14 protein-coding genes are annotated in these 16,318 nt (G+C 58.6%); 4 read left to right on the top strand and 10 right to left on the bottom strand.

What is annotated here, in order from left to right; translation table 11 throughout:
- Nucleotides 1–239 precede the first annotated feature (239 nt).
- Both aceA and EJA70_RS07020 read right to left on the bottom strand, forming a co-directional pair.
- Entirely contained in the window at nt 240–1,565 is a 1,326-nt protein-coding gene (gene aceA / locus EJA70_RS07025; RefSeq protein WP_053121621.1) for an isocitrate lyase, read from the bottom strand.
- Nucleotides 1,566–2,039: 474 nt separating this feature from the next.
- Nucleotides 2,040–2,801 (bottom strand): secretin N-terminal domain-containing protein, encoded by a 762-nt coding sequence (locus EJA70_RS07020; protein ID WP_158830270.1) that lies wholly within the window; start codon nt 2,799–2,801, stop codon nt 2,040–2,042.
- On the opposite strand from EJA70_RS07020, the gene EJA70_RS07015 reads away from it, so the two are divergent.
- Nucleotides 2,800–3,045: a hypothetical protein gene (locus EJA70_RS07015; protein ID WP_158830269.1), complete on the top strand. Its 246-nt coding sequence runs from the start codon at nt 2,800–2,802 to the stop codon at nt 3,043–3,045. The two genes, EJA70_RS07020 and EJA70_RS07015, sit on opposite strands and share 2 nt — an antisense overlap.
- A gap of 119 nt (nt 3,046–3,164) precedes the next feature.
- On the opposite strand, the gene EJA70_RS07010 is transcribed toward EJA70_RS07015, so the two are convergent.
- The 7 genes from EJA70_RS07010 to EJA70_RS06980 form a co-directional block, all read right to left on the bottom strand.
- Entirely contained in the window at nt 3,165–3,590 is a 426-nt protein-coding gene (locus EJA70_RS07010; protein WP_016987414.1) for a GNAT family N-acetyltransferase, read from the bottom strand.
- Nucleotides 3,583–4,752: a cupin domain-containing protein gene (locus EJA70_RS07005; protein ID WP_158830268.1), complete on the bottom strand. Its 1,170-nt coding sequence runs from the start codon at nt 4,750–4,752 to the stop codon at nt 3,583–3,585. The genes EJA70_RS07010 and EJA70_RS07005 overlap by 8 nt, the downstream gene beginning before the upstream one ends.
- A gap of 86 nt (nt 4,753–4,838) precedes the next feature.
- A complete protein-coding gene (purB, locus tag EJA70_RS07000; RefSeq protein WP_102899354.1) occupies nt 4,839–6,209 on the bottom strand; it encodes an adenylosuccinate lyase in 1,371 nt (456 codons plus the stop codon).
- 126 nt (nt 6,210–6,335) lie between these two features.
- Entirely contained in the window at nt 6,336–6,959 is a 624-nt protein-coding gene (hflD, locus tag EJA70_RS06995; protein WP_053121613.1) for a high frequency lysogenization protein HflD, read from the bottom strand.
- On the bottom strand, nt 6,956–8,080 hold the full coding sequence (mnmA, locus tag EJA70_RS06990; protein WP_007920201.1) for a tRNA 2-thiouridine(34) synthase MnmA: 1,125 nt from the start codon (nt 8,078–8,080) through the stop codon (nt 6,956–6,958). Before mnmA ends, hflD begins: the two co-directional genes overlap by 4 nt.
- A 59-nt stretch (nt 8,081–8,139) precedes the next feature.
- On the bottom strand, nt 8,140–8,586 hold the full coding sequence (locus EJA70_RS06985) for an NUDIX hydrolase (protein WP_158830267.1): 447 nt from the start codon (nt 8,584–8,586) through the stop codon (nt 8,140–8,142).
- Between the two features lie 205 nt (nt 8,587–8,791).
- Nucleotides 8,792–11,017, bottom strand: a complete 2,226-nt coding sequence (locus EJA70_RS06980; RefSeq protein ID WP_158830266.1) for an NADP-dependent isocitrate dehydrogenase — start codon at nt 11,015–11,017, stop codon at nt 8,792–8,794.
- Nucleotides 11,018–11,498: 481 nt separating this feature from the next.
- Between EJA70_RS06980 and icd the strand changes: the two genes are divergently transcribed.
- Nucleotides 11,499–12,755, top strand: coding sequence for an NADP-dependent isocitrate dehydrogenase (icd, locus tag EJA70_RS06975; protein WP_008087051.1), 1,257 nt, complete (start codon nt 11,499–11,501; stop codon nt 12,753–12,755).
- A gap of 83 nt (nt 12,756–12,838) precedes the next feature.
- On the opposite strand, the gene cspD is transcribed toward icd, so the two are convergent.
- Complete coding sequence (gene cspD, locus EJA70_RS06970; protein ID WP_008087053.1) at nt 12,839–13,096, bottom strand: cold shock domain-containing protein CspD; 258 nt, start codon at nt 13,094–13,096, stop codon at nt 12,839–12,841.
- Between the two features lie 225 nt (nt 13,097–13,321).
- Between cspD and clpS the strand changes: the two genes are divergently transcribed.
- Nucleotides 13,322–13,705, top strand: coding sequence for an ATP-dependent Clp protease adapter ClpS (gene clpS / locus EJA70_RS06965; RefSeq protein WP_016987405.1), 384 nt, complete (start codon nt 13,322–13,324; stop codon nt 13,703–13,705).
- A gap of 30 nt (nt 13,706–13,735) precedes the next feature.
- The gene (clpA, locus tag EJA70_RS06960) at nt 13,736–16,006 is read left to right on the top strand and encodes an ATP-dependent Clp protease ATP-binding subunit ClpA (RefSeq protein WP_158830265.1); all 2,271 of its coding nucleotides are present in this window, start codon (nt 13,736–13,738) and stop codon (nt 16,004–16,006) included.
- The last annotated feature ends 312 nt before the right edge of the window (nt 16,007–16,318 follow it).

Below are 16,318 nucleotides of genomic sequence, written 5' to 3'. Positions count from 1 at the left end.
AGGCTGCGATCTTTTGATCTGCTTTTTTTACAATCAAAAGATCGCAGCCTTCGGCAGCTCCTACAGGGGGGGGCTTGCGGGCGGCCATACGCGGGTTGGTAGATCGGCTGCAATAGGCATGCGCGGTCGCCAAACCCCAGACAAAAAAAACGCCCCGAACCAGTCGGGGCGTCAGTCTTTCGGCTCTGCAGTTAGCTTTCTATCCGATCCGCAGAGGCCGTTTGCTCAGGCGGAAGAGATCAGTGGAACTGTTCTTCTTCAGTCGAACCGGTCAGTGCGGTTACCGAAGACGTGCCACCTTGAATCACGGTGGTCATGTCGTCGAAGTAGCCGGTGCCCACTTCCTGCTGGTGAGCCACGAAGGTGTAACCCTTGGCGGCGTCAGCGAATTCCTGCTCTTGCAGTTTCACGTAAGCAGTCATGTCGTTGCGGGCGTAGTCGTGCGCCAGGTTGAACATGCTGTGCCACATGTTGTGAATGCCGGCCAGGGTGATGAACTGGTGCTTGTAACCCATGGCGGACAGTTCGCGCTGGAACTTGGCGATGGTCGCGTCGTCCAGATTTTTCTTCCAGTTGAAGGAAGGCGAGCAGTTGTACGACAGCAGTTGGTCCGGGTATTCCTTTTTGATCGCTTCGGCGAAGCGACGAGCCTCGTCCAGATCCGGCTTGGCGGTCTCGCACCAGATCAGGTCGGCGTACGGCGCGTAAGCCAGACCACGAGCGATGGCTTGATCCAGACCTGCACGTACCTTGTAGAAACCTTCCTGAGTGCGCTCGCCAGTCACGAACGGCTGGTCGTACGGGTCGCAATCGGAGGTCAGCAGGTCAGCGGCGTTCGCGTCGGTACGGGCCAGAATGATGGTCGGGGTACCGGCAACGTCAGCAGCCAGACGTGCAGCGGTCAGCTTCTGTACGGCTTCCTGAGTTGGAACCAGTACTTTACCGCCCATGTGACCGCATTTTTTCACGGAAGCCAGTTGGTCTTCGAAGTGAACGCCGGCGGCGCCTGCTTCGATCATGCTTTTCATCAGCTCGTAAGCGTTCAGCACGCCACCGAAACCGGCTTCAGCGTCAGCCACGATCGGCGCGAAGTAGTCGATGTAGCCTTCGTCGCCCGGGCCTTTGCCGGCTTTCCACTGGATCTGGTCAGCACGACGGAACGAGTTGTTGATGCGCTTGACCACGGTTGGAACCGAATCCACCGGGTACAGCGACTGGTCCGGGTACATCGATTCGGCGGAGTTGTTGTCCGCAGCAACCTGCCAGCCCGACAGGTAGATCGCCTGGATACCGGCTTTGACTTGTTGCACAGCCTGGCCGCCGGTCAGGGCGCCCATGCAGTTGACGAAATCTTTCTCAGGACGGAAGGACGGCTTGGCGCCCTGGGTGACCAGGTTCCACAGCTTCTCGGCGCCCAGTTTTGCAAAAGTGTGCTCAGGTTGAACCGAGCCACGCAGGCGGACGACGTCAGCAGCGGAGTAAGCGCGTGTCACGCCTTTCCAGCGCGGGTTTTCAGCCCAGTCTTTTTCGAGGGCTGCAATTTGCTGTTCGCGTGTCAGTGCCATGGAGATAAACCTCGTCGCGTCTTTTATGAAAAGTTGTTCTGCGGTGGAAAATTCCTGCGCTCGCTGACCAGAAGCTTAGGTGGTCAAGTCGGATTCGGCGGGGTAGGCGACGGGATGAACGATGGGCTCGAGGGGAAGTGAGCAGGTAGTGGCGGACTGCGGGCGCATTCGGGCGTCGTGGGCCTCTATACGATCTACAGTGTGGAGCCGGGTTACCTAATTACGCTTCCGTCCCTCGGGACAACTTCGTTCCAGTCGGCAACCTCGTCAAACACACCTTGTGGGCGGTACAGACACGAAGCGGTTCGCGGGGTAGGTGCGAACATCGCTTCGAAGGCCCTTGCCAGGGCCTCTGATTAGCGGGAGCGAGGCCATCATGCCTTCGCTTTTTTGCCTCGTCAAACGTTTTGTAGTGCTTTTTTTCAAGCACTACATCTTTCGTCTAATACGACTAATCAGTCAGTTTTCGGTGCTTTAGTCCAGTGTGTCGACTTTGACCCGCAAGGTCATGTCATCCCGGCCTTGAGTCGAGTAGCTGCGGGCCAGGCCCTGTTTATCGGCCTGCGTCTGGCTGTTGACGCCGGCGAGGGTGATCCATTCACCGAGGCGTCCGCTGACAGTTGTGTCGGTACTTTGTACGTTCACTACATCGGAGCGTTCCTGGCTCATTCGGTCATTGTTGGTAGTGATTGCCAGGTGAACGGTGTCACCGGTGACGCTGGCGGTGACGTAAAACCCTCGAGTGACGTTGCGGTATTGGGTCTGGCTGCTGTAATCGCCGTAGGAATTACTCTGGCTGCTGGTGATCGGCACGCTTTGTCCTACCTGGATCAGCGCCGGCATGCCTTCGCTGGCTTGCACCTGTTGCACACCGCCATTACGGCTGGTGGTGCTGCGGCTGATGATGCGGGTTTGACTTGGCTGGGCGCCATTGACCGAATAACCCTCGTCGCCCCGGCCATTGTTTTCGTTGGTGTCGACGGTGATCAGCAGGCGTTTGGGCGCGGTGTCGAGTTGGGTGATCAGCGCCTTGAGTTCCTGAATCTTGTCTGGCTCGGCCTTGATGATCAGTTGATTGCCGTAGGCGCTGACCTGACCGTCCTTGCCAAGGAAGTCTTGCGCCATCGGCAGCATGTCTGTGCTGGTGCGGTAATTGAGAGGCACGATTTCTGTGGCTGCCATCACCGAAAAACTGCAGCCGAGCAGCAGGGTGGTGAGCAGGGTGCGTAGGGACATGTCCGTTATCTCCGCTGAATTAATTTCTGTAGGAGCTGCCGAAGGCTGCGATCTTTGGATCTGGCGCTTGCTCCTTGGCTCACGATATCAAAACGACGCTGTTTTTATTGGGCTGAAGCCTAAAAGATCGCAGCCTGCGGCAGCTCCTACAGGTTTGCTGTTGTTGCAGTTTGTCGGCCTGGGGTGGGGCAAGTTGAATCGTAGACAGCAAAACGCCCCGGCATCGTTGGATGCCGGGGCGTGATCGTTCCCACGCTCTGCGTGGGAATGCAGCCAGTGACGCTCTGCGTCAAATGCCGCAAGGGACGCGGAGCGTCCCGAGAGGCATTCCCACGCCGAGCGTGGGAACGATCAGGGCAGTGCTCAGGCCGAATGGCGAACCATGTCGACATGCGGAATCCCGGCTTCGAGGAATTCCTCGCTGACCAGGCTGAAGCCCAGGCGCTCATAGAACGCCGTGGCCTGCACCTGCGCGCTGAGCATCTGCTCTTTCAAACCGCGTGCTTCTGCTTCAGCGATGACCGCTTGCATCAGCGCATCACCGACCTTCATCCCGCGCCAGTCTTTCAGCACGGAAACGCGGCCGATGTGCCCATCAGGCAACAAACGCGCAGTGCCAATCGGAAAGTCGCCTTCAAACGCCAGAAAATGCACGGCGGTCGCGTCATCCGCGTCCCATTCCAACTCAGGTGGCACCGATTGCTCGGCAATGAACACCGTTTCACGAATGCGCCGGATCTCGGCGATGTCCTTCTGCCAGTCTGCGACACGTACGCGAATCTTATTCATCGGCGAACCCCAGGCTGCCTTGCTTGACCAGCTCGCACAGCAGGCCGCGACCGTCTTCATCGTTCAGCCACTCGCCGAGGTTATCAGCGTGCAGGGCATCAGCGGCGCAGATCAGCTTCAGCAGTTCACGCAGTTTGCCCGGCAGATAACGGCTCTGGCCGCTGGCGAACAGCAGCAGGTCGTCATCGACTTCCGACCAGGCCAGACGCGCGCTCGGGTTGCGGATCAATACAGCGCCATCCTGCAGAGCGCTGAGGAAGTCTTCTTCTTCGACGTCTTCCGGGCCAACCACCAGCTCTGGATAGCGCGGCTCGGTCATGTACTGGCCGAACCAGGTCAGCAGCAAACGCTCGTCGCTCATGTGTTCGGCGAGCAGGCTTTTCAGGCGATCCAGGGCATCGTGCTGAATCTGGTGCGGATCGACAGCTGGCTTGGCGTCAGCATCGGTGTAGCGCTCTTCGTCAGTCAGGAACTGGCTGAGGAAGTCGGTGAAGTGGGTCAGCACTTCGGAAGCGCTCGGCGCACGGAAGCCGACCGAGTAGGTCATGCAGTTGTCGACCGCGACACCGCAGTGAGCCAGACGCGGCGGCAGGTAGAGCATATCGCCCGGTTCCAGTACCCATTCTTCGGTCTCGTGGAATTCGGCGAGGATGCGCAGATCCGCGTGTTGCAGCAGTGGGCTCTCGGAATCGCACATCTGGCCGATTTTCCAGTTGCGCTTGCCGTGGCCTTGCAGCAGGAACACATCGTAGTTGTCGAAATGCGGACCAACGCTGCCACCCGGAGCGGCGAAGCTGATCATCACGTCGTCGACGCGCCAGCTCGGCAGGAAACGGAAGTTTTCCAGCAGTTCGCTGACTTCCGGCACGAACTGGTCAACCGCCTGCACCAGCAGGGTCCACTCTTTTTCCGGCAGTTTGCTGAACTCGTCTTCAGCGAACGGGCCGCGACGCAGTTCCCAAGGGCGCTCGCCGTGCTCGATCACCAGGCGCGATTCGACTTCTTCTTCCAGGGCCAGGCCGGCCAGTTCGTCGGCGTCGATCGGGCTTTCGAAATCAGGAATCGCCTGGCGAATCAGCAGTGGCTTTTTCTGCCAGTAGTCGCGCAGGAACTCGCGTGCCGTGATGCCGCCCAGAAGTTGAAGAGGAGTATCGGGATTCATATGTAACCTATTGAAAAAAAGCACTTTTCAGACGGGAATAAAAACGCCCGGCGCGGCCGGGCGTCTCAAACGGGGCAAACGGTCGATCAGATGCGTTTGGCTTGCGCTACAGCGTTGCCGATGTAGTTGGCCGGGGTCAGTTGCTTGAGCTCGGCTTTCGCTTCGGCAGGCATGTCCAGACCATCGATGAAAGTCTGCAGCGCTTCAGGGCTGATGCCCTTGCCACGGGTCAGTTCTTTCAGCTTCTCGTACGGGTTTTCGATGTTGTAGCGGCGCATCACGGTCTGGATCGGCTCAGCCAATACTTCCCAGCAAGCGTCGAGGTCAGCGGCAATCTTCTGAGCGTTCAGCTCAAGTTTGCTGATGCCTTTGAGGCTGGCTTCGTAGGCGATCACGCTGTGGGCGAAGCCGACACCGAGGTTGCGCAGGACGGTGGAGTCAGTCAGGTCGCGCTGCCAGCGGGAGATCGGCAGTTTGCTCGCCAGGTGCTGGAACAGCGCGTTGGCGATGCCCAGGTTGCCTTCGGAGTTTTCGAAGTCGATCGGGTTGACCTTGTGCGGCATGGTCGACGAACCGATTTCGCCAGCGATGGTGCGCTGCTTGAAGTAACCCAGGGAGATGTAGCCCCAGATGTCACGGTCGAAGTCGATCAGGATGGTGTTGAAGCGCGCGATCGCGTCGAACAGCTCGGCGATGTAGTCGTGCGGTTCGATCTGCGTGGTGTACGGGTTGAAGCCCAGGCCCAGCTCGTCTTCGATGAAGGCGCGGGCATTGGCTTCCCAGTCGATCTGCGGGTAGGCCGACAGGTGCGCGTTGTAGTTGCCGACAGCGCCGTTGATCTTGCCCAACAGCGGCACGGCAGCAACCTGAGCGATCTGGCGCTCGAGACGGTAAACCACGTTCGCCAGCTCTTTACCCAGAGTGGTTGGAGAAGCCGGTTGGCCGTGAGTACGCGACAGCATTGGCACGTCGGCGAAACGGATGGCCAGTTCGCGGATGGCGTTGGCGGTCTGGCGCATCAGCGGCAGCATCACGTCGTCACGGCCTTCGCGCAGCATCAGGGCGTGGGACAGGTTGTTGATGTCTTCGCTGGTGCAGGCAAAGTGGATGAACTCGCTGACCTTGGCCAGCTCCGGCAGCTTGGCCGCTTGCTCTTTGAGTAAGTATTCGATCGCTTTGACGTCGTGGTTGGTGGTGCGCTCGATCTCTTTGACGCGCTCGGCGTGCTCCAGCGAGAAGTTTTCAGCCAGTTCATTGAGAACGGCGTTGGCCTCGGCGGAGAAGGCCGGCACTTCAGGGATGCCAGCGTGGGCGGCCAGGCGCTGGAGCCAGCGCACTTCAACCAGAACACGGGCACGGATCAGACCGTACTCGCTGAAAATCGGGCGCAGGGCCTGGGTTTTGCCGGCGTAGCGGCCGTCAACAGGGGAAACCGCAGTGAGCGAAGAAAGCTGCATGGGGTGTTCTCGGACAGTCGGGCAACGAAATGGGGCGCGTATCATACATGAAAAAATCCGCCGGTCCGTTGCCAACTGACCGGCGTATTACGCGTTACAGATTACAAAGCGTTTATTGCGCGACGTTTACTCGCTGCGCATCAATGGATACAGCTCTTTGAGCAGCTTGCGCCGGCTGATCACCAACTGCCAGCGGTGGCCGCCGAGCTGCCGCCACAAGCGTGCCGAACGGATACCGGCGAGCAGCAGGGCGCGAATCTTCGAGGCGTTGCTCGGCTGTTGCAGGTTGCGCATGTCGCCGTGCACCTGAATGCGTTGGCGCAGGGTGCTCAGGGTGTCCTGATACAGCGCGCCGCAAGCGGCAATCACATTTTCGTGGGCCGGGCCGAAATGCTCGACCTGCGACTGAATCTGCGGCAGACGTTTGCCGATCACATCGAGCATGTCGCCGCGTTTCGCCAGTTGACGTTCCAGGCCGAGCATCGACAGGGCGTAACGCAATGGCTCACGCTGCAAGGTGCTCGGGTCGCGTTCGAGGGCGCCGATCAGCGCTCGGTAACCTTCGCGCAGATTGAGATCATCGCCGCCGTACACGTCCAGTGTGTCTTTCGGGTCGCGCACCAACAGGCTGCCGAGCATGCACGTCAGGCCGGCTTCGCTGGTCTGGCCGCTCTTGGCGATCCGGTCGACCAGCACGGCGGCGAGAAAAACGCCGCCGAGCGCCGTCAGTTGCTCCTGAGTCGGGCTCATGCCTGGCCGCTCCACGGCTCGGCCACTTCGATCACGCCGCCGCCGAGGCAGATTTCACCGTCATAGAACACCACGGACTGGCCCGGCGTCACCGCGCGTTGCGGCTCGTCGAACACGGCGCGGTAGCCGCTGGCGGTTTTTTCCAGGGTGCAGGCTTGATCGCTCTGGCGATAACGTACTTTGGCGGTCAGGCGCAGCGGCTGGCTCAGGTCGATCGGGTTGACCCAATAGATTTCCGAGGCGAGCAGGGCGCTGGAGAACAGCCACGGATGGTTGTTGCCCTGGCCGACGATCAGCTCGTTGCTGTCGAGATCCTTGCGCAGCACGTACCACGGCTCATCGCCGGCGTCTTTCAAACCGCCGATGCCGAGGCCCTGACGCTGACCGATGGTGTGGTACATCAAGCCGTGGTGACGGCCGATGACTTCGCCCTCGGTGGTTTTGATCTCGCCCGGTTGCGCCGGCAGGTATTGCTTGAGGAAGTCGCTGAAACGACGCTCGCCGATGAAGCAGATCCCGGTGGAATCCTTCTTCTTGGCGGTGGCCAGCTCGTATTTCTCGGCAATTGCACGGACTTCCGGCTTTTCCAGTTCGCCGACCGGGAACAGGGTCTTGGCGATCTGTTCGCCGCCGACGGCGTGCAGGAAGTAGCTCTGATCCTTGTTCGGATCGAGGCCTTTGAGCAGTTCGGTGCGGCCATCGATGTCACGACGGCGCACGTAGTGGCCGGTAGCGATCAGGTCGGCGCCGAGCATCATGGCGTAATCGAGGAACGCCTTGAACTTGATCTCGCGGTTGCAGAGGATGTCCGGGTTCGGCGTGCGCCCGGCCTTGTATTCGGCCAGGAAGTGCTCGAACACGTTGTCCCAGTACTCGGCGGCGAAGTTGGCGGTGTGCAGCTTGATGCCAATCTTGTCGCAAACAGCCTGGGCATCCGCCAGGTCGTCCATGGCGGTGCAGTATTCCGTTCCGTCGTCTTCTTCCCAGTTCTTCATGAACAGGCCTTCCACCTCGTAGCCCTGCTCGATCAGCAGGAGAGCGGAAACGGAAGAGTCCACGCCGCCGGACATGCCGACAATGACGCGCTTCTTGGATGTGTCAGAAGGGGCTGGATCACGCATAGGGATTCAATGAGTGTCTTGAAAAAGGACGCGATTCTAGCAGGCTCGCGGCCTCAAGGCTAAAGAGAAGGGCGGATCAGTTCGAGGCCGAAGTGATGGCCGGCCAGATAATCGTCGATGCAGCGGATGATCAGCTCACTGCGCCAGTTGTCGCGTTGGGCGATTAATTCGTCGCGGGTCAGCCACTTGGCGCCGAGGATGCCGTCGTCCAATTGGTAATCCGGGTGATGTTTGACGGCTTTGGCGCTGAAACACACGCGCTGGTAGGTCACGCCGTTGCTTGGGGCGGTGTACAGGTAAATGCCGATGACGCCGGTGGGTTCGACGTCCCAGCCGGTTTCTTCAAGGGTTTCGCGCACGGCGGCTTCGATCAGGGTTTCGTCCGGATCGAGATGGCCGGCGGGCTGGTTGAGCACGTTACGCCCGGCCTTGTGCTCTTCGACCATCAGGAAACGACCGTTGTCCTCGACGATGGTGGCGACGGTGATGTGGGGGAGCCATTCCATAAAACCTTCCTCAATCTTTTGGTTAAACCCCAATCCCTGTGGGAGCTGGCTTGCCAGCGATAGCGGTGGTTCAGTCACCATCCATGTTGGATGATAAACCGCTATCGCTGGCAAGCCAGCTCCCACAGGGTTTTGTGGTGATCATAAAACCCGGAAACACAAACCCCGGCACTGGGCCGGGGTTTGTGATGTTCCCTTTACAACCTTAAACCAGCGCAGCAATCGCCGCGTTGAGGGTTGCGCTTGGGCGCATGGCCTTGCTGATCAGCTCGGCATTGGCGTGGTAGTAACCGCCGATGTCGACTGGCTTGCCCTGAACGGCGTTGAGCTCGGCAACGATGGTTGCTTCGTTCTCGGTCAGGGTTTTTGCCAGGGTCGCGAACTGCGCTTGCAGTGCAGCGTCTTCAGTCTGGGCGGCCAGGGCCTGAGCCCAGTACATCGCCAGGTAGAAGTGGCTGCCGCGGTTGTCGATGTTGCCGACTTTGCGCGATGGCGACTTGTTGTTGTCGAGGAACTGGCCAGTGGCCTGATCCAGAGTTTTCGACAGCACCAGCGCTTTCGGGTTGTTGTAGTTCACACCCAGATGCTCAAGGGACGCTGCCAGTGCGAGGAACTCGCCCAGCGAATCCCAGCGCAGGAAGTTCTCTTCAACCAGTTGCTGCACGTGCTTCGGCGCCGAACCGCCAGCGCCGGTTTCGAACAGGCCACCGCCGTTCATCAGCGGCACGATCGACAGCATCTTGGCGCTGGTGCCCAGTTCCATGATCGGGAACAGGTCAGTCAGGTAGTCGCGCAGTACGTTGCCGGTCACCGAAATGGTGTCCTTGCCTTCGCGGGTGCGCTGCAGGGTGAACTTCATGGCGTCGACCGGCGCCATGATCTGGATGTCCAGACCGGCCGTGTCGTGATCCTTCAGGTAAGCCTGAACTTTCTCGATCACTACGCCGTCGTGAGCGCGCATTGGGTCGAGCCAGAAGATCGCTGGCGTGCTGCTGGCGCGAGCACGGTTGACGGCCAGTTTGACCCAGTCCTGGATCGGCGCGTCTTTGGTCTGGCACATGCGGAAGATGTCGCCGGCTTCAACAGCCTGTTCCATCAGCAGGGTGCCTTTGCTGTCGGTTACGCGAACAACGCCGTCAGCCTTGATCTGGAAGGTCTTGTCGTGCGAGCCGTACTCTTCGGCTTTCTTCGCCATCAGACCAACGTTTGGCACGCTGCCCATGGTGGTCGGGTCGAAAGCGCCATTGGCTTTGCAATCTTCGATCACGGCCTGGTAGATGGTTGCGTAGCAACGATCCGGGATCACAGCCTTGGTGTCGTGCAGTTGACCGTCAGTGCCCCACATTTTGCCGGAGTCACGGATCATCGCTGGCATCGAGGCGTCGACGATAACGTCGCTCGGCACGTGCAGGTTGGTGATGCCTTTGTCGGAGTTGACCATCGCCAGCGACGGACGAGCGGCGTAGACCGCGGCCATGTCAGCTTCGATCTGTGCTTGCTGCTCGGCAGGCAAAGCCTTGATGCGCGCGTACAGATCGCCGATGCCGTTGTTCAGGTTGAAGCCGATCTCGGCCAGCACGTCAGCGTGTTTGGTCAGGGCGTCTTTATAGAACTCGGCAACGATCTGGCCGAACATGATCGGGTCGGAGACCTTCATCATGGTTGCTTTCAAGTGCACCGAGAGCAGCACGCCCTGGGCCTTGGCGCTGTCGATTTCAGCAGCGATGAACGCGCGCAGGGCGTTTTTGCTCATCACGGCGCAGTCGAGGATCTCGCCAGCCTGAACGGTGGTTTTTTCTTTCAGAACGGTCGCGGTGCCGTCTTTGGCGATCAGCTCGATCTTCACGGCGTCAGCGGCGTCGATCAGGGCAGCTTTTTCGCTGCCGTAGAAATCGCCGGTGCTCATGTGAGCGACGTGGGACTTGGAGTCTTTGGCCCAGGCGCCCATTTTGTGCGGGTGCTTGCGAGCGTAGTTCTTCACCGACAGCGGAGCGCGACGGTCGGAGTTGCCTTCACGCAGAACCGGGTTCACGGCGCTGCCCTTGACCTTGTCGTAACGCGCCTTGGCGTCTTTGTCGGCGTCGCTGGTCACGGTTTCCGGGTAGTCCGGCAGGTTGTAACCCTGCGCTTGCAGCTCTTTGATTGCGGCTTGCAGCTGAGGCACCGAAGCGCTGATGTTCGGCAGCTTGATGATGTTGGCTTCAGGCGTAACGGCCAGGTCGCCCAGTTCGGCGAGGTGGTCGGCTACGGCTTTGTCGCCCAGTTGCTCGGGGAAGCTGGCCAGAATGCGCGCTGCAAGAGAGATATCGCGGGTTTCCACGGCGATATCGGCCGAAGCGGTGTACGCCTCGATGATCGGCAGCAGGGAATAGGTGGCGAGGGCTGGGGCTTCGTCGGTGAAGGTATAGATGATCTTCGAGCGGGTGGGCATATTCGGATTAACTCTCTCTTCTTTGCTAAAGCGTGCGCAGAAACTCGAGGGGCGCCGGGTAAGCGCGTTCGTTCAAAGTCATCCATGAACCGAATGTCGAGATTCTTCGCGGTGATGTTGGGTGCATCAGTAGAGCGTCAAGCAGTCAGGCTGCGATAACAACCCGACCAATCAGGCGGAAAGTCTCGTTCTAGAGAGGCCAGCCGTCGTGACCCTGTGGTCAGCGGCGGGCATTATACATAGGTAGCTGGCAATCTGCCGATGGTTCATATGCAACCAATCTCGTCCATTGGTCTAAAGGTCGCAGGGCAGGGGGCGGCGTAGAGTCGTCGCGAATGCTTGAGTTTGGCGCTTTTCCCTTTGCTTTCAGGCTTGTACGAAACGAGATGTGCCCGCGCCACGAACAGAGGGTTTGCGTGTTGATTTAACTGGGTTACGCTCGAACCAAGCCAGATGTTCAATCCAAACAATGGAGTTCAGCATGGGTTACAAGAAGATTCAGGTTCCAGCCGTCGGCGACAAAATCACCGTCAATGCAGACCATTCTCTCAATGTTCCTGATAACCCGATCATCCCCTTCATCGAAGGTGACGGCATTGGTGTCGACATCAGCCCGGTGATGATCAAGGTTGTCGATGCTGCAGTTCAAAAGGCATACGGCGGTAAACGCAAGATTTCCTGGATGGAAGTCTACGCCGGGGAAAAAGCCACCCAGGTTTACGATCAGGACACCTGGCTGCCTCAGGAAACCCTCGATGCAGTCAAGGATTACGTGGTTTCCATCAAAGGCCCGCTCACCACTCCAGTCGGTGGCGGCATTCGTTCGCTGAACGTGGCCCTGCGTCAGCAGCTCGACCTGTACGTCTGCCTGCGCCCGGTGCGCTGGTTCGAAGGCGTGCCAAGCCCGGTGAAAAAGCCTGGCGACGTCGACATGACCATCTTCCGCGAGAACTCCGAAGACATCTATGCCGGCATTGAGTGGAAGGCCGGTTCGCCGGAAGCCACCAAGGTCATCAAATTTCTTAAAGAAGAAATGGGCGTCACCAAGATCCGTTTCGACGAAAACTGCGGCATCGGCGTCAAGCCGGTTTCGCTGGAAGGCACCAAGCGTCTGGCGCGCAAGGCTCTGCAATATGTAGTCGATAACGACCGCGATTCGCTGACCATCGTGCACAAAGGCAACATCATGAAGTTCACCGAAGGTGCCTTCAAAGAGTGGGCCTACGAAGTGGCCGCTGAAGAATTCGGCGCCACCCTGCTCGACGGCGGCCCGTGGATGCAGTTCAAAAACCCGAAAACCGGCAAGAACGTTGTGGTCAAAGACGCCATCGCCGACGCCATGCTCCAGCAGATCCTGCTGCGCCCGGCCGAATACGATGTGATTGCGACCCTCAACCTCAACGGTGACTACCTCTCCGACGCCCTGGCGGCCGAAGTGGGTGGTATCGGTATTGCGCCGGGCGCCAACCTGTCCGACACCGTGGCGATGTTCGAAGCCACCCACGGTACCGCGCCGAAGTATGCCGGCAAGGATCAGGTCAACCCGGGTTCGCTGATTCTCTCGGCGGAAATGATGCTGCGCCATATGGGTTGGACGGAAGCGGCGGATCTGATCATCAAAGGCACCAATGGCGCTATCTCGGCCAAGACTGTGACCTATGATTTCGAACGTTTGATGGAAGGCGCCAAGCTGGTTTCGTCGTCGGGCTTCGGTGATGCGTTGATTTCGCATATGTAAGAAACACGGGCACAGAAAAACCGCCTGACTCGATGAATTGAGTCAGGCGGTTTTTTTATGGCTGAATAAATATAGGGTGTCGGTCAGGCCGTGACAGTCTGCTGGGTGACCGCAGGTGTAAAAATTTCTTCTGCAGGCGCAGCAGGGCCAATTTTGACGGCGTGCAGTCCTTTTGGTCCCTGGATAATCTCGAATTTGACGGCTTGCCCTGCCTTCAGGGTTTTATAGCCTTCCATTTCGATGGCCGAGTAATGGGCAAACAAGTCCTCATCCTTGCCATCCTCGACGATAAAACCGTACCCCTTGGCATTGTTGAACCATTTCACCTTGCCGACAGCCATGCTCAAATCCCTCTGCAACAGACTCCAACGCTGGAGTATCATCCAAGTCATCCGCAATCTATTCCGTTAAAAGAATTGACTCCGCGGATCTTTTTTACCCACTGTGGGCTCTATTGGTTGTAACACCGTTTTCCCGATAGTCAAGGTGACCGGGCAGTCGGAGTTGAAAACGTGGACAACCGCCCCCACCACTGTATTTGCACAACTGACGAACCTTTCTTTCCCATGCATGCAATCAGCCAGATTCGACTAACATTCAATCAGGATCGCCCGCTTCTCCAAAAGGATCTTCCAGAGGAGCACGACGACGATTCGGCAGGCGTTGCTGTTCAGGAAGCAAAGCCTGCGTTACAGGCGCCGCCGATGTACAAGGTGGTTTTGTTCAACGATGACTACACACCGATGGATTTCGTCGTCGAAGTGCTCGAGGTGTTTTTTAACCTGAATCGCGAGCTGGCGACCAAGGTCATGCTGGCCGTCCACACAGAAGGGCGGGCAGTATGTGGAGTGTTTACCCGCGACATCGCCGAGACAAAGGCCATGCAGGTCAACCAGTACGCCAGGGAAAGCCAGCATCCGCTACTCTGTGAAATCGAGAAGGACGGTTAATCGCCGACCACTTGGGTATGAGGTGAAGCTATGTTAAACCGCGAGCTCGAAGTCACCCTCAATCTTGCCTTCAAGGAGGCTCGTTCGAAACGTCATGAATTCATGACCGTCGAACACCTGCTGCTGGCCCTATTGGACAATGAGGCTGCCGCCACCGTTTTGCGTGCCTGCGGCGCAAACCTCGACAAACTCAAGCATGACCTGCAGGAGTTCATCGACTCCACCACGCCTTTGATCCCCGTCCATGACGAAGATCGTGAAACCCAGCCAACCCTGGGCTTCCAGCGTGTACTGCAACGTGCTGTTTTCCACGTACAGAGCTCGGGCAAACGCGAAGTGACTGGCGCCAACGTGCTGGTTGCAATCTTCAGTGAGCAAGAGAGTCAGGCAGTGTTCCTGCTGAAACAGCAGAGCGTTGCGCGCATCGATGTCGTCAACTACATCGCCCATGGCATTTCCAAAGTGCCGGGGCACGGCGATCACTCTGAAGGTGAACAAGATATGCAGGACGACGAGGGCGGTGAGTCTTCTTCTTCAGGCAATCCTCTGGATGCTTATGCCAGCAACCTCAACGAACTCGCGCGCCAGGGTCGTATCGATCCGCTGGTCGGCCGTGAGTCGGAAGTCGAGCGTGTCGCGCAGATTCTCGCGCGTCGGCGCAAAAACAATCCGCTGCTGGTCGGCGAAGCAGGCGTGGGTAAAACCGCGATTGCCGAAGGCCTGGCCAAGCGTATTGTCGACAACCAGGTGCCGGATCTGCTGGCGGGTAGCGTCGTTTATTCGCTCGATCTCGGTGCTCTGCTCGCAGGCACCAAGTATCGCGGCGACTTCGAGAAGCGTTTCAAAGCGCTGCTCAATGAACTGAAAAAACGTCCGCAAGCCATTCTGTTCATCGACGAAATCCACACCATTATTGGTGCGGGCGCTGCGTCGGGCGGCGTCATGGACGCTTCGAATCTGCTCAAGCCGCTGCTGTCGTCTGGCGACATTCGCTGCATCGGTTCGACCACGTTCCAGGAATTCCGTGGCATCTTTGAGAAGGATCGTGCCTTGGCGCGTCGCTTCCAGAAGGTTGATGTCGTCGAGCCGTCGGTGGAAGACACCATCGGTATCCTGCGCGGCCTGAAAGGGCGTTTCGAACAGCACCACAACATCGAGTACAGCGACGAAGCACTGCGTGCCGCTGCTGAACTGGCGTCGCGTTACATCAATGACCGGCACATGCCGGACAAAGCCATTGATGTGATCGACGAGGCGGGCGCCTATCAGCGCTTGCAACCGGTCGAGAAGCGCGCCAAGCGCATCGAAGTACCGCACGTCGAAGACATTGTCGCGAAAATCGCGCGGATTCCGCCGAAGCACGTCACCAGCTCCGACAAAGAGTTGCTGCGTAACCTTGAGCGTGATCTGAAGCTGACGGTGTTTGGTCAGGACGCGGCGATCGATTCGCTGTCGACTGCGATCAAGCTGTCCCGCGCCGGCCTCAAGTCGCCTGACAAACCAGTCGGTTCGTTCCTCTTCGCAGGCCCCACCGGTGTCGGTAAAACCGAGGCTGCACGGCAACTGGCCAAGGCGCTGGGGATCGAGTTGGTTCGCTTCGACATGTCCGAGTACATGGAGCGTCACACCGTATCGCGTCTGATCGGTGCGCCTCCAGGTTATGTCGGTTTCGACCAGGGCGGTCTGTTGACCGAAGCGATCACCAAGCAGCCGCACTGCGTATTGCTGCTCGATGAAATCGAGAAGGCGCATCCGGAAGTCTTCAACCTGCTGCTGCAGGTGATGGACCACGGTACGCTGACCGACAACAACGGGCGCAAGGCGGACTTCCGCAACGTGATTGTGATCATGACCACCAACGCCGGTGCCGAAACGGCGGCGCGTGCTTCGATCGGTTTCACCCATCAGGACCACTCGTCTGATGCGATGGAAGTGATCAAGAAGAGCTTCACGCCGGAATTCCGTAACCGTCTGGACACCATTATCCAGTTTGGTCGCCTCAGTCATGAGGTCATCAAAAGTGTGGTGGACAAGTTCCTTACCGAGCTTCAGGCGCAGTTGGAAGACAAGCGTGTGTTGCTGGAAGTGACCGACGCGGCGCGCAGTTGGCTGGCGGCCGGTGGTTATGATGCAGCGATGGGTGCGCGTCCGATGGCTCGTCTGATTCAGGACAAGATCAAGCGTCCGCTGGCGGAGGAGATCTTGTTTGGTGAGTTGGCTGAGCATGGTGGGGTTGTGCATATCGATATCAAGGATGGTGAGTTGACCTTTGATTTCGAGACCACTGCTGAGATGGCTTGATGGTTGTTGTTGGATGAAAGGGCGCCTTCGGGCGCCTTTTTGTTGTCTGCTGTTTGGGGTGTTTGGGGTGTTTGGGGTATTTGGGTGTATATCCGTTGCTGCGGTAACGGCTGCTTAGGGTTCCGCCCTTACGGCGGGTCACTTTTGACAAGCGCCTCAAAAGTAACCAAAAAGGCTTGCTCCTGCGTGCGGCCCGCTCGCTGGGGCTCGGGGTTCCTTCGCTCCGGGATCGATCCGGGCGCAGCGCCTACGGTTTGCTTCGCTGCACCTCCTCTCGCTGTGTTTGGCTGCGCCAAACGGTCGCTGCGCTCC

The organism is Pseudomonas sp. PB103 (assembly GCF_009764635.1).
GTDB lineage: Bacteria > Pseudomonadota > Gammaproteobacteria > Pseudomonadales > Pseudomonadaceae > Aquipseudomonas.
Note: the sequence above shows the minus strand (reverse complement) of the source record. Positions and strands in the feature narration are given on the sequence as shown.